The sequence below is a fragment of the Wolbachia endosymbiont of Drosophila leontia genome (assembly GCF_028981785.1).
Classification (GTDB): Bacteria; Pseudomonadota; Alphaproteobacteria; order Rickettsiales; family Anaplasmataceae; genus Wolbachia; species Wolbachia pipientis.
Window position 1 is genome coordinate 13,359 of the sequence record NZ_JAPQLK010000134.1, and the last position, 14,631, is coordinate 27,989.

Annotated in this window: 11 protein-coding genes and 1 pseudogene; 2 read left to right on the top strand and 10 right to left on the bottom strand. The window is 34.0% G+C overall.

Going from position 1 to position 14,631, the window contains the following annotated elements:
* Positions 1-594: 594 nt before the first annotated feature.
* The 7 genes from ffh to rseP form a co-directional block, all read right to left on the bottom strand.
* A complete protein-coding gene (gene ffh, locus OZD63_RS04765; RefSeq protein ID WP_274980143.1) occupies positions 595-1,938 on the bottom strand; it encodes a signal recognition particle protein in 1,344 nt (447 codons plus the stop codon).
* Positions 1,923-3,482 carry a proton-conducting transporter transmembrane domain-containing protein gene (locus OZD63_RS04770; RefSeq protein WP_274980144.1) on the bottom strand — a complete coding sequence of 520 codons (1,560 nt, stop codon included), beginning with the start codon at positions 3,480-3,482 and terminating at the stop codon, positions 1,923-1,925. The genes ffh and OZD63_RS04770 overlap by 16 nt, the downstream gene beginning before the upstream one ends.
* Positions 3,483-3,786: 304 nt before the next feature.
* A complete protein-coding gene (locus tag OZD63_RS04775; protein WP_275008267.1) occupies positions 3,787-6,648 on the bottom strand; it encodes an FAD-dependent oxidoreductase in 2,862 nt (953 codons plus the stop codon).
* A gap of 45 nt (positions 6,649-6,693) precedes the next feature.
* Entirely contained in the window at positions 6,694-7,125 is a 432-nt protein-coding gene (gene fabZ / locus OZD63_RS04780; protein ID WP_065094742.1) for a 3-hydroxyacyl-ACP dehydratase FabZ, read from the bottom strand.
* A 4-nt stretch (positions 7,126-7,129) separates the two neighbouring features.
* Complete coding sequence (locus OZD63_RS04785; RefSeq protein ID WP_274979660.1) at positions 7,130-7,681, bottom strand: OmpH family outer membrane protein; 552 nt, start codon at positions 7,679-7,681, stop codon at positions 7,130-7,132.
* Complete coding sequence (gene bamA / locus OZD63_RS04790; protein ID WP_338062917.1) at positions 7,682-10,018, bottom strand: outer membrane protein assembly factor BamA; 2,337 nt, start codon at positions 10,016-10,018, stop codon at positions 7,682-7,684.
* A gap of 8 nt (positions 10,019-10,026) precedes the next feature.
* Positions 10,027-11,145 (bottom strand): RIP metalloprotease RseP, encoded by a 1,119-nt coding sequence (gene rseP / locus OZD63_RS04795; RefSeq protein WP_275008270.1) that lies wholly within the window; start codon positions 11,143-11,145, stop codon positions 10,027-10,029.
* Positions 11,146-11,244: 99 nt separating this feature from the next.
* Here rseP and OZD63_RS04800 point away from each other — a divergent pair, with 99 nt between their 5' ends.
* On the top strand, positions 11,245-11,523 hold the full coding sequence (locus OZD63_RS04800) for an FAD assembly factor SdhE (protein WP_274979657.1): 279 nt from the start codon (positions 11,245-11,247) through the stop codon (positions 11,521-11,523).
* On the opposite strand, the gene OZD63_RS04805 is transcribed toward OZD63_RS04800, so the two are convergent.
* The 3 genes from OZD63_RS04805 to OZD63_RS04815 all read right to left on the bottom strand — a co-directional run bounded on the left by OZD63_RS04805 (position 11,498) and on the right by OZD63_RS04815 (position 13,857).
* Positions 11,498-11,824: a cell division protein ZapA gene (locus OZD63_RS04805; protein ID WP_275008272.1), complete on the bottom strand. Its 327-nt coding sequence runs from the start codon at positions 11,822-11,824 to the stop codon at positions 11,498-11,500. The genes OZD63_RS04800 and OZD63_RS04805 overlap by 26 nt on opposite strands.
* A gap of 72 nt (positions 11,825-11,896) precedes the next feature.
* Positions 11,897-12,175 (bottom strand): HU family DNA-binding protein, encoded by a 279-nt coding sequence (locus OZD63_RS04810; RefSeq protein ID WP_010963035.1) that lies wholly within the window; start codon positions 12,173-12,175, stop codon positions 11,897-11,899.
* Between the two features lie 29 nt (positions 12,176-12,204).
* Positions 12,205-13,857 (bottom strand): 30S ribosomal protein S1, encoded by a 1,653-nt coding sequence (locus OZD63_RS04815; RefSeq protein WP_275008274.1) that lies wholly within the window; start codon positions 13,855-13,857, stop codon positions 12,205-12,207.
* A 139-nt stretch (positions 13,858-13,996) separates the two neighbouring features.
* Between OZD63_RS04815 and trmB the strand changes: the two are divergent.
* A pseudogene (gene trmB, locus OZD63_RS04820) lies at positions 13,997-14,568 on the top strand (tRNA (guanosine(46)-N7)-methyltransferase TrmB); the annotation flags it as partial.
* Positions 14,569-14,631 lie beyond the last annotated feature (63 nt).

A 14,631-nucleotide genomic window follows, 5' to 3' on the forward strand; every position in this document is an offset into this window, starting at 1 on the left:
GCTTCATTCTATAACGCAAAACCCATACTCACCAAACCCAATGCATTACTTGCAATTAAGTTTCCTGGATCCAAGTAGTCAAGCTACTCGGATGACACCCTTTTGGATGGAGACCAGTGTCAGCTACTTTCATGACACCATTCTTTTTTCTGGATCCAAGTAGTCAGGGCACTAGGATGACAAGAGAAAGAGGCTACTGGGATGACAGCTACCCTGACAATCGTCATCCCACTACGTGTTAGCGGGATCTAGAGATACCACGGCGGTATGACGGTTCGCAGCGGTATAGTAACTCGTCATCCCGCTGCTTGTTAGCGGGATCTCTTGTTAGCGGATGAGATACCGCGAATGAATCGCGGTATGACGTGTTGAAACAATCCGATAAGGTAAGCCTCGTCATCCCGCTACGTGTTAGCGGGATCTAGAGATACCGCGGCGGTATGACGTGTTGCTTGGGTCAGCTATAGTATTTCTTAAAATTAATAATAAATTTCTTGGCTAGCAAGAAGCTGTAAATTTTTTTGCGAGACCTAAGCCGCTTTTGATATAGCTAAAGGTTTACTGATGATTTGTCTCATTCCACTACCTGCTGACTTACTTTCTGCTTAGCATATCCATCAAATCAGATTCTTTGAGTTTACTATGGTCAACTTTACTGAACTTACTTACCATAGAGCTCATTTGATTATACTGCTTAATTAGAAGATTAATGTCAGTTACAGTTGTTCCGGACCCCTTAGAAATTCTAAGTCTTCTTTTGCCATTTAAAATATCTGGATTTTGCCTTTCTTTTTCAGTCATTGAGTTTATGATGGCTATATATTTTTTCACTTTATTGTCATCTGGCACACTGCTACTTAGCTTTTTTGTAAATGAACTAGGAATGAATTTCATTATGTTGCTAATGCCATCCATTTTACTCAGAGTTTTTAACATTCCCACTAGGTCGTTTAGGTCGAATTTACCTTTTTTCACTTTCTTTTGTAACTTATCAATTTCTCCCTGACCAACAATCTCAGCAGCTTTTTCAACCAATGATACAACATCACCCATGCTAAGTATCCTTTTTGCAATTCTATCGGGATAAAAATCATCGAGGTCACTTAATTTTTCACCACAAGCAATAAATTTAATTGGACAATCGGCGATCATTTTCATAGAAAGAGCAGCACCACCACGTGCATCACCATCAACACGGGTGAGAATAATGCCGGTTACACCTATTACCTCATTGAATGATTTGGCAATGTTGACCGCATCCTGGCCTATCATTGCGTCGGCTACTAAAATAACTTCTGCAGGTGAAGCTATTTCCTTTACGTCTTTCAACTCATTCATCATATTATTGTCAATATGAAGCCTGCCTGCAGTGTCTAGTATTAATACATCATAATTATCGTTCTTTGCTATTGCTATTGCCCTTTTTGTAATTGTAATGGGCTTCTCATCTATTACTACAGGTAAAGTTTGCACATCTATTTGTTTACCTAGCACTTCAAGTTGTTTCTGGGCAGCAGGCCTATAAATGTCTAAAGAGGCAAGCATCACTTTTTTCTTTTGCTTTTTTAGTTTTAAAGCAAGCTTTCCTGAGGTAGTTGTTTTACCTGCACCTTGTAAGCCCACCATCATAATCACAGCAGGGGGTTTAACTGCTAGATTTAAGTCACTTTTCTCTGATCCGAGAACTGCAACTAAATTATCCTGTACAATTTTAATTATCATTTGTGCTGGAGAAACACTTTTTATGACTTTTTCCCCAATCACTTTATCTTTAATGTCGTTGATGAATTTTTTTGCAACTTCAAGTGAAACGTCAGCTTCAATTAAGGCTATGCGTATTTCACGCATGGCAAGATTAAAATCACCTTCAGAAATGACTGACTTTCCTCTCAGTTTACTAAATACAGAATTTAAACTTTCAGTTAACGATTTAAACATAATAGCATTAGCAGAATACTCATCAAAAAGAGAGAAGAAGCTGAAACAAAACTCACTGAGTTATAACTCAGCACTTCTTTAAGTTTAGTAATATTATTAAAGTATAAACCAACAAGTGGATTAGTCAAGTTTTGCACTACGCTGGCAAACATTTCTCTAGTTTTAGAGACTAACTGATTGAACAGCAAGATAATATAGGGTATGAAAGCTCTAAAAATCCAATCAACATCCATTTTAAAATTTACTCTCGGGTAAAATAACTTGCGTAAAGGAATAAACAATAAAGTGGTACATAGTAATAAATTAAATTGCGACCAAATATTTTTTGTGTTGTACGCAAGATTAAAAATTGAAGGCTTATTGTAAATAGGTAAGTAAGGATTGCCAGCAATTACGCATATAAATGCTAAAATAATCATAGCCATTTTGCCTCCTCTCTCTGCTAAAGGTTTTGACTTACTTTTTGCAATAAATAAGTAATAAAGAAACTTTAGCCCCACGCTTAAATGAAGCAGCAAATTTAGAAGCTTATATAAATTTTTATACCCTTTTAAGGCAACAGTGTTCATTTCAATTTCAGCTGTGATATATGATTTACTGATAAATCCAACGGTTCCAGGAAATGCAGCCATTGTAAGTATTGCGATTATAGCACACATGCCTTCCACTGACATCAGTTTACCCACTCCATTAAAACTAATTGTTTTTGTTTGTGAAATAATCGAATTACTGACCACAAACAATAATGATTGATAAACAAGAGAGAAGATTATATGCAGTATCAAAATTGGTATTGCTTTTTCCGAAGGACTGAGCAAACTTCCTGCAATAATCAGCAAGCCCATTTGTCCTACAACGTTATAGCATAAAAATCTGCGAATATTTTGCTCAAGAGAAGCAAATATAATGCTGTAAATTGCAGTGATGGCGCCTACAAGCGCTAATATTTCAGTACAATCTTGCCATAGGTTATAAGTGTGTAAAAGCATCACTAAAAAAGAGACTTTAGTGGTAAATAAAGAGAGATATGTGGTGCCATGTAGCGATGCAGCAGGATATGCATCAACAACCCAAAATGAAAAAGGAAAACAAGCGCAGTTTATCAATAAACCCAAAATTATCAGGTTAGTGCTTTGAAGTGCCAATCCTGCTATTAATATAACTCCAACGAAAAAGTGTACACAAGCGTACCTTATTGCAGGTCCACCATCTCTACAGCTAGCTGCGATAATAAAAAATGCACTGATGGTCATTAATTCACAGAATATTATAACCAATATCATATGTTCAGATAAAACTGCATAAAGTGAACTAATAGTGTAAGCAGCAAAAGATAGCATCTTTGAAAAAGTCAAATTTTGTGCTGGTAGAACAGCTAAAAATGCAACTGATAAAAAAGATATTAGTATGGTACGAAAAGATAAATCAAAATCTAGAATTGGGAGAGACCAATTTACTGCAATGCTCAAATTTTCAGGTAATTTTAGGACTATAACTATTAATACAGTCAGTAGAAGTAACAGTGACGATTTATAAAGTTGCACAATAATTAAAACCAATATGGTTTATGCTATCTCAATATATGAATAAAATCAATTTGCATATTAACCACTAATTAAACTAATTATCATATAATTATATCAGAGTTTAGAGGGTTATAGAGAAACCGGTCAGATTAGGTTTTTAATCTAATCTGACCGATAGCTTTAATAGTGAGGTAAGCTTTTAATATAGCACTCCTAATTCATAACGCTACACTCGTGCATAATTTATTTTTAATTTGTGCACGAGCGTTAGTAAATTATTTACTTTTTGAAATAAAATTTGGCATCACTTTAATATTGAGATTTAGTAAACCTCAGTAGGTCTGCCAGTTGGGCCCATAAGAATTATTTGCTCGCCTTCTCTTAAGTGTCTGCATAAATTAGTGGAGCCGCCGATTTCCAGCACAATAGTGGAAATAATTCCTTTTTTTTTGTCTACTTCAGTGCCGGTTACGGCTATACCTTCCATAGCAAGGTTTGTATTATTGGCTTTTCTGCCATTGGTTTCAAAATTTTGCAATCTAAAGAATTGCCCAGGCTTAAAATTCTTTGCCGCAAGTGGTGCTTTGATCACTATTTCCACAACTTTGTCCGTTAAATATTGAACTTTTATAACCTTTGCAGTGAATTGCTCTTTGATTCTATTAAATAATTCTTTATTAGCCAGGTCTTCAACACTTGACCACGCATTTTTTTTCTGGCCCACAACATCACACACTGGAATGACAGAAACGAAGCTATTAACTCCACTCAAAAGCTGAGAAATAATAGGGTAGCCGTTTTTAGCACTTGCCATAGCTTTCACGACGCTGCCACTATACGAAGGGTGAAGATCACCAAAAAAGCTGATTGTTTTATTGCCTTGCTTATACACTAATATTCTATCTTTATTTGGCATTTTAGGAGAAAATATTGGGCCTATTTCTTTTCCTGATGAATTCAAATGAGTAAAATACCCATTACTTAATTTAAAATGCTTTTTATCTTCTGTTGCAATAACTGTATTTGGCTCAGTACCTGCTGCTATAAAAATGGAACGTGCTTTTATACGTTTGATTTCGCCGGATTTTGTGTCTATCAGTTTTATTAATTCAGCATGGTTATATTTATCCGTCACAACTTCAACTGGCTCTAAGTTTTCAATAAAGTAAATCCCTTCTGATAATGCGTTTTGCACCTCTTCGCTATTTAATCGATAACTTGGTGAATCTTTTAGCTCTTTTCTATATATAACTTTCACTCCCCCGAGGCTCTGCATTAACTCTAATATTTTTATTTCTCTACTCTCTTTTTTTGCTAACTTTTGCTTTTCTCGGATCAATTGTGCGTGCGATATAAACTCATTCGCAATTTCGCGTTCTTCTTCTGTCCAATCTTTTTCAACACAGTCCTTTCCATACTTATCAACTAATATCTCATAACGAAGAAGAAATTTTTCTACTTGAATTGGATAATACGCTAAAGCTTCAGTGGCAGTGTCAATCGCAGTAAGCCCCGCCCCTATGACAACTATCGGCATACGAACTTGCAGATTTGCTATAGAATCAAATTTAAGAGCGCCAGTCAGTTGTAACGACATCAGAAAATCAGATGCCATACGCACTCCACGAGCTAGTATGTTTTTTATTTTGATCATTCGTGGCTTACCAGAGCCAAGTGCTAGGGCGATGTGATCAAAACCCAAGTTGAACGCATCATCAACATTAATCGTGCCACCAAAACGAATGCCTCCATAAAGTGCGAAATGCTCACGTCTTTCCAGCAGTAATCTAATAATCTTTAAGTAATTCTTATCCCACCGAGAAGTAATACCATATTCTGCCACCCCACCAAACCCTCCTGCCGTGCGTTCACTCAATTTTTCGTGTTTGAAATCTTTAATTAGCTGGAAATTATCGATCAAAGGTTCAATCTTTAGTCCATCAATGGTGATAACGTTATGCCCATCATTCAACAAATGATGAGCTAAATTAAAACCAGCAGGACCAAGGCCTACAACTAGAACGTTTTTTCCGGTGTTTTCTCTTGGCAATGAACGCTGAAAATTTAAAGGATTCCAACGGCTGAGCAGAGAATATATTTCAAATCCGTACGGTAAACTGAGCACATCATCCAGAATCCTTGTTTCAATTGCTGGCACATTTACGGGTTCTTGTTTTTGATATATGCACGAATTCATGCAGTCATTGCATATTCTGTGCCCAGTGGCTGCACATAGCGGATTATCTATCATCACAATTGCAAGACTTGCTATGCTGTACCCTTCGCTTTTCACCAGATTCATTTCTGATATTTTCTGCTCTAGTGGGCAGCCGTGCAGTTCAACTTTTAGTGGAGATTGTTTAAAAGTATTGTCGTTATTAATTAGCCCCTTTGAGCAGCTGTCCTTACTTTGCTTATGACAAAATATGCAGTAGTGAGCATTATCTAGTGCTTTATTCAAACTCACCTTTTTGCTTGTTAGATCAAAACCGTATCGTCTTTTTACTTCATTTGAATACAGCACTTCAACTTTGTCCACTTCTTTTTTAGAAAATGGTATGAGGTTTTCGTGGTCGATTTTTTTATGAATACTGAATAATATACTCTGTTTATTTTTTACTCTCCACACTGCATATTGTGCTGCAAGTTCTATTTCTTCTTTGTGATTTTCTTTATCTTCAAACCAATGCATCACCTGCTCAGCAAAATTTTTTTCTGTTGTTGGCAAAGTGAGAAAATGACTTAGTTTGTTAGTAATATCTATATTCGCCACATTAGTGTATTTCTTCAATGCATAGCGTTGGACAAATAATCTTTTGCACTTATATATTACAGCAAAGTCGTTGTGCTTTTTCTTTAGCTCCTCTATTTCTTTTTCAACATTGAAAAGTTTTGCAATAAATTCATCAAGTAAATATGAGAGGTCTACTATTAACTGACTATCTGTCATCCAAGTAGCTGACCGTCCTTCTTGTTTTCTAGATCCCAGTGTCAAGCACTGGGATGACGGGGGGTGACACTGGGATGACATTGAAGAAGAAGCTGCTTTTTCTCTTGCTTCAATTAATGAACAAAACAAGCTCTCATCACATGATTTGATATAATTCAAAAATGTCTCATCTAATTTTATTAATCCATTGCGAGTATATAGATTAGAAAATGAGATGTTGAAATTGAGCTTCATTGCTATACTATACAGTGTACATGCTGTTTCTTACAGATGAAGATTTTATTTATTTTGCAATACTGCTGAGATTGTTGCTTCTGCAACTTTTTCTTCGCTAACAGATGCAATACACCTAAATTTGTGTACACCTAAACACACACTTTGAATGTTAGCTTGAAGAATCAATGTGTCCCCTGGAGTAACTAGCTTTCTGAATTTTGCATTTTCAATGGATCTCAAGTAAACAACTTTATTTTCTATTGTTTCTTTACCTAGAACACATATAGCAGATGCCTGAGCTAGAGATTCAATTATCAAGACTCCTGGCATTATTGGATGACCAGGGAAGTGGCCAATAAAAAATGGCTCATTGAAAGTCACATTTTTGATTGCTTTTATACTTTTACCAGGATCACACTCTATAACTCTATCTACTAAGAGAAACGGATAAGAATGTGGTAATATTTTTATAATATCACTGATATTAAATTGCATAAGCCTACTCAATGCCTTTCAAAGCAAATTCAGGTATTTTCTTGTTTATATTGTTTAATACCACATCTGATAAATCAACTTCATCCATGGAGTATAAAACTTGGTTCTTTTTTGAAATAAATAGTACCAAATCTATGTTGTTTTTTTCTGCCGTTTTTTTAGCGACTTCTTTTATCTTGTTAAAAACACTCTCTACTGCGTCTCTATAGCTTTCTTCTAAATGTAACATTTTTTTAGCGTAATTATCTCTAGTATTTACAGTGTGCTTATTAAACTGTTCTGTCTTTTCTTTTTTTGCTTCTTCTGACAAAAGTTCAAATTCTTCTTTTGATGGCTTAAGTTTTTCTAACTCACTTTCAAATTCTTGTTGTAATCTAGAATTCTGCTCCTTTATTTGTTGTTGTATATCTTGCAGAGCAAGAGATTCATTGATGACTTTGTCACTATCGATAATTGCAGCTTTTGTGTTCTGAGGTTGATATCCTACAAACTTATACCCCACAAATAAGGAAATAATTAAAGCAATAACTGATATAGATAACTGTATATATTTCATTCAAATCCCCGCTTCAATAGAAAATTTAACATTTGGTGATGGTATTATATCATAAGATTCCTTTACTAAAGGAAACCCGAAATCCAATCTAAGTCTACCAAAAGGAGAAAGCATTGAAAAGCCAAAACCTGGTGACACTCTCACAAGCTCGCTATCGTAGTATTTCCCTTCATACTTCTTATCTTTATCATCTAAGCCAAAAAGTGTTGCATAGTCAACAAATAGTGAGCCTTTGATACCAGCATAGTCATATAGTTTTGGTAGAGGAAAATCCACTTGCTGTGTTAGATTAAAATAAGTTTTGCCTCCTAATGAGCTTTTATTTTTGTCTTCTGCTCTTGGTCCAATACCGGAAAGGTCAAACCCTCTAATCTCATTACCCCCTTTAAAAAAATGCTGGCCAATGTTTAGATTTTCATCAGTATAAGAAAAAATATGACCTGCCGCCATCTTAAAGCGTAGCGTTATATCATCGTCAATTTTGCTTAATATAGGGTGCGTATAAAAAGATAAGAATTCAGATTTTAGGAAATTCACGTTTCCTCCCAATCCTGAAATATCCTGACTTAAGCGCAGTAAATACCCTTCTTTTGGAGCATATAGATTATCCAGTTTATTATATGCCAACGCGTATCCCACTGATGAAATCTGATGTTTACCTTTTCGGTCCAGTATTATTTCAGAGATATCGGTGTCTTGTCCACCCTTATTATCCATGTGTATATGATTATACTTATAAGAATAGTGAAGGGAATTAGTTAAGTTCTCTGTGACTTTATATGATAACTTTGTAAAAAATCCCATATCGCAACTATCAAAAGTAGTGTTTGGTTTATCTTGTTTTTCATAAAATACACCCATACCTAGTGACGTATCAGAATCGTTAAAATTATTTTCAACAAACTCTAAATCAGTAGAAAATACGTATTGACTTTTTTCAAGAGCAAAAGAGAGCTCTTTTCCAGTACCAAATAAATTACGGTCTTTGAGGTCAATTTTAATCAATGCTCCACCAGGAAGAGACACACCTCCTCCCAAATACAACGAAGTAGTGTTTTTTTCTTTAACACTTAAGTCAAGATTTACTGCATTATCATTAACTGCATAACTATTTACTTTCACTGTTTCAAAAAAATCACTACTCATTAGTTTTTTACGTGACTTTTGAATCTCAGATATATTGTACGCATCACCTTCTGCTACACTTAGCTTACTTCTGATCACTTTATCTAAAGTGGGATCGTTACCATCAATTGTAATTTGATTTATATAAATCTTTTTACCCGGCAGCACTCTGTAGGTTACATCTACAACATTGTCACGTTGTGCATACTCTGGATTAACTTTTGCAAATATATATCCTTTCTCATTTAAATATTTGTTTATTTTTTCTACTGTATTATTAATTTTAACTCTATTAAATATCTTATCGTTTTCCTCTGTTATAAAATCCAATATTTCTTCTTTTAGGCTCAAATCCTGAATTTCAGTTTCAATATTAACCTCATTATTTCCAAATAAATACTGCTGTCCTTCGTCAATCAAAAAAGTTAACTCTGTTTGATTGTTATTATCAACCTCAACAATTGGTTGAATATTATTTTGAATATATCCTTTAGATGAATAAAAATGATTGAGCAATTCTGTGTTAATCAATAGATATTGCGGTGAATAATGATTTCCGCCTTTAAAAATAGCTCTAAATAACTTACTAAATATGTCATTACTATGTCTTTTGATAACTTGCTCTAGCTCATTTTCAGAAAAGTTTTTATTGCCTATAAATCTCATATCCTTAATTTTAGAGGTTTTGCCTTCTTTTATTTTAAAAATTAGATTGACCCTATTGCCATCAAGCTTATTCAGGTCATATTCAATTTTAACACCAATCTTACCGTTATTTCTATAAGTAGTGACTAAATTCACTAAATCGTTTTGCAATTTTGTTTCAGTTAAAATAGTTAGCGACTTTGATTGAATCACATTACTTAGCAGCTCTTTGCTGTTAAATAACTTATTGCCTTTTAACACTACCTTGTTAATCAGTGGATTTTCTTGAATTTTTATTACTAAATTTTTTTTATCATCTATGTAAGCATTAACACTAGCAAATAACTTTGTTTTATATAGATCTTTTATAATTGAGTCTATATCATCGTCGTTTATATAATCACCAGATTTTAGTTTTATATAGAACCCTATTGTCTGGTTGCTTACCCTCTCATTACCAATACATTTGACATCTTTCACCTGCACTTTTTCCGCAGTTCCTAAAGCAACAAGCAGGGCAGGAAAAGAAATAAAAACCACTACCAGTATATAAAATAGCTTTTTCATATTTTATTTCAAAAAAGATCCCTAATATCATTTGACATTCCAGTTGCCATAAGCAAAAACAACACTAAAGCACCAAAAATAGCTGCATATTTTTGACATTTCAAGCTTAAATCCCTACGTATAACCGCTTCTATGATATAATGAAATAAATGCCCACCATCTAGCAGTGGTATTGGCAGCAAGTTAATTGCAGCTAAATTAGCTGAAATAATTGCCATGAAATACACAACCATAACGACCCCCTTTTTAGCTGATTGCCCTGAATACTTTGCGATTTTTATTGGCCCACCTATTTCATTGATACTCCTTTTACCAACAATAATGTGAAAGAGAGCTTTGATCGTTAAGCACATAGTGTGGTAAGTTTCACTTACTGATAAGCTCACAGCCCCAAGAAAAGACGACTGCTTTAATGTATTGACTGAAATAATCCCTATAGTTTCTCTTTCTATTGTGTTGCCAAAAACGTCTTTGTCCTTGATTATTAATGGAGTTAAACTGGTGCTGTGCTTCTCATTATTTCTGCCATACTCAATCTCCATTCTTGTTTTAGGATTCGACATTATCACACGTGAAATATCTTCAAAGTATTTTATTTTATGCTCATTGATTTGTGTAATAGTGTCACCTGGCAACAAACCAGCTTGCTTAGCTGCACTACCTTCGATTACATTTTCAATCACCGGTGGAGTGCGATAATAACCTGCTATGCTAAAAAATATTGTAAAAGCTATAACAGCAAATACCATGTTTGCAAAAGGCCCTGCAAAAACTACTGCTGCTTTTTTATGACGCGGTTTTGTATGAAATGAATACAATTTTTCTTCTTCCGTTAATTCTTGTTGATCAGCTGGGACACTCGCTGCATTAGTATCTCCTAGCATTTTAACATAACCACCCAATGGAACAACGCTTAATTTCCATCTAGTTCCAGACTTATCGTTAAAACCAAAAATTTCAGGACCAAAACCTATGGAAAAAGATTCAACTTTAACTTTGCATGCTTTGGCAACAACATAATGCCCATATTCATGTACGAATACTATGACAGAAATTATTAAAGAAAATGATAAAAAATAATATATTCCATCGCTAAATTGATGGATAAGATTAGAAATTAATTCCACCTGTATATTTAGATCTTAACAAAATGTTAAGTATATTAAAATGCGCCTCGCTTGACAAGTATTTAGTTTAACTTTTAAATTAAAAAAAGTTTAATTGTAATGACAGATACCTCACTACTCAGAAGAAAATTAATATATAGAAGCTGGCATAGGGGTTGCAAAGAAACCGATATACTTTTAGGGCATTTCGCATTGAAATATCTTGATAAATTTTCCTTAAGCGAACTAATCGAATACGAAAAAATAGTTGATCTTGATGATTACGAATTATATTGTTACATAACTCGTAAGACAAACCTCCCTCCTGGCTTGAATAGTCAGGTAGTCAATTTAATTGCTTGCTTTATTGAAGCTAATCCTTTATGCACTCAAGATTAGTGATAATCTTATTTACCTTATCTAGTACCTCAGTATATTCTATTCTTTTCTCGTTTCTATACTTTTCGCGCTCTTGATTTACTTCATCTAATCGCTTTGTTAATTCTAAAATTTTATCCTCAAGAATTAGTGCTGCAAGTAAGAAATTTAATGCATCCGAACCCCTACCTCCAGTTTTTTGAGATACAGAACTAACTAACTTGTCAAAACTATTAGCAAGGCGTAATAAATGATTCCCCTTCCCACTTTCGCAAGATATTTTATATGTGTTATTACGTATAACTATTTCTACTACTTGCATATGGTGCTAAAAATTTCTATCGTACAGTATAAACTCAAACCCCTACTTTCATCTTATTTATGGTATAAATTTTTATTCATTTATCAAATCAGATAATTTTTTACTGCTACGAAAATATGTTTTAAAGTATTGATTCTTTGTAAACTTCTGTAACATTAAATGGCTTGTTTCTTTCAAGTTATAACTTCTAACTGAAAAAGAACCAAACCCCCTAATTTCAACTCTATTATGATGTTTCAATGTGCTTGAAAGTATCCCAAAAAATCTATCAACTATAGCTGCTATAACAATCTTATCTAAAAAAGGATGCCTTTTTGCTACCCTCGCTATTATATCAGACTTTGTTGCCATTTATATGAAGCCAAAATAAGTAAACCTTATTACTTAGCAGATAATGCTATGTCATATTCTTCAACACCCAATACTTCAACTTCTATTTTTTCTGATATAGAGAATTTTTTATTCTCTGGTAAATGCTCTTGATCTATTAGAAGGGTTACATCGTTCTCAACTTCAACGACTAGTCCATTATCTTCTCTCTTACCTACAATAACCTGTATTTTATCACCTACCTTAACTTTCTTTATCAGTTCTTCAAGAGGATCATACTCCATTTGTTTTATTCCAAGATAAATTCTTGCCCGATTCACGTTAGCCCTTATTACTTTTGCTTCCATTTTATCACCCACATTATACTTCTTTATCTCATCTGAACCATTTTTAGACCAACTAAAATCTTTCACGTATATTGTCCCTTCTACGTTCTCATCTATTTCAGAATCACCGAAAGCAACAGATACATATGAGCCGGTATTATTCTTCACTTCACCAGAAACAATAGAACCAGGAGGATATTTATTGATAAATACTTGCCAAGGGTTGTCTACACACCTTTTCATGCTTAAACTCATCCTACTCTTAGCAATGTCAATACTGAGAATTTTCACATATACTTCTTGTCCCCTTGTTACGAGACTACTAACTGGTAAATTACTCTTAACCCAAGTTATTTCTGACGAGTGCACTAAACCTTCAATTCCAGGTCTAAGCTCAACAAATAATCCATAATCTTCTATGCTTGTTACATAACCCTTATGCACACTATCAACTGGATATTTTGACTCTGCATCTTGCCAAGGGCTATCTTCTAGCTGCTTCACACCCAAGGAAATTTTAGCATTTTCCTTGTCTATTTTTATAATTTTAACTTTTATAGTCTGACCACAAGTAAAAACTGCAGACGGATGACTTACCCTACTCCAAGAGATATCTGTAATATGTAACAATCCATCTATAACTCCCACTACATCTGATTCATGAATACCGACAAATACACCGTAATGAGTGATACTTTTTATTTTCCCTTCTATTATATCGCCTTCATTTAAAGATTCTAAAAATTTAATTTTTTCACCAGCGTGCAATTTTTCTAACACCAGCTTTCTTGATACTACAATATTGCCCTGCTTCTTATCCATTTTAAGCACGATGAACTTTTGTTCAGTTTCAATAAGGTGCTTCGCATCTTTTACTTGCTTCAAATCCACATGACTCAGCGGTAAAAAAGCGCTTATTCCGTCACCAAGATCAACAATAAAGCCACATTTAATTGAGCGTTTAATAACTCCGCTTACTTCAGCCCTTGTAACTGTATCTTCTTCCAACTTATTCCATTTTTCGTCCCTAATTGCTTTTTCACGACTAAGAACAACATTACCATGATAATCTTCAATTCTTTCCACATAAACTCTGATTTTCGAGCCAATAATGACCTCATCATTACAACCGAGTTCCTTGATCAGAATTCTCCCGTCAGATTTTAAACCAATATCAACCACAACGTCGTTAGGGTTTATTCTTGTAATTACACCTTCTACCACATCTCCTTCTTTAATTTTGTTAACAAAAGAATCTTCAAACAAGGTATTATCTTGATCCTCAAATTGGCCTTGACATATCTCTTCTATAAATTTGTTTGATGATAGCCTTCTGATAGTAACCGGTAGATTTACGACTGGATTATTATTATTCATACCTTTAACTTAAACTTTATTAGAACTCATATATTATATAATATTAACAATTATTGACAAGTAATTTTTCATTAACTCATTTCGAGAATTGTTTAAGCTATATAAAATATAGTGAGAAAATTATATATGTATCAAGAATATGCTATTTAAGAATAGCAAGTGGATTAGATCGTTCTCCAGAAGGTCCAGGCTAAAACCTGATGTTGATGAAATATTGGAAAAATATTCTATTCAAAACAGCAAGGAATCTATAGAGAAAATTGTAAATCCACAAAAAAGAATATGGGTAGAAATAGGCTTTGGCAACGGTGAAAATATGCTTTACCAGGTGCTCAATGAACCTGATCTATCATTTATAGGATGTGAGCCCTACTTAAAGGGGGTTTCTCGCTTGCTGACAAACATAGAAATACAGAACATAAAAAATATTTTAATGTGGACAGAAGATACAAGAGAATTGATTGCAAATTTTCCTGATAACAGTGTTGAAAGATTCTTTATTCTCTTTCCAGATCCATGGCCAAAAAGAAGTCACAATAAAAGACGATTAATTAATACGGAATTTTTAAATTTATTAGCAAAAAAATACTTATAACAGGGGAAATATTCATTGCAACCGATCATCAGGACTATGCAGAGTGGATAGCATCACATATAAAGCAGTGTAACTCTTTAATCTATAGGGAAGACGATTTCACAAGTTATACTCTTAGAACCTGTTTAAAATCTTCGTAATAGGAGAGAAATGAAGGAAAGGACAATCATTTGCAAGCT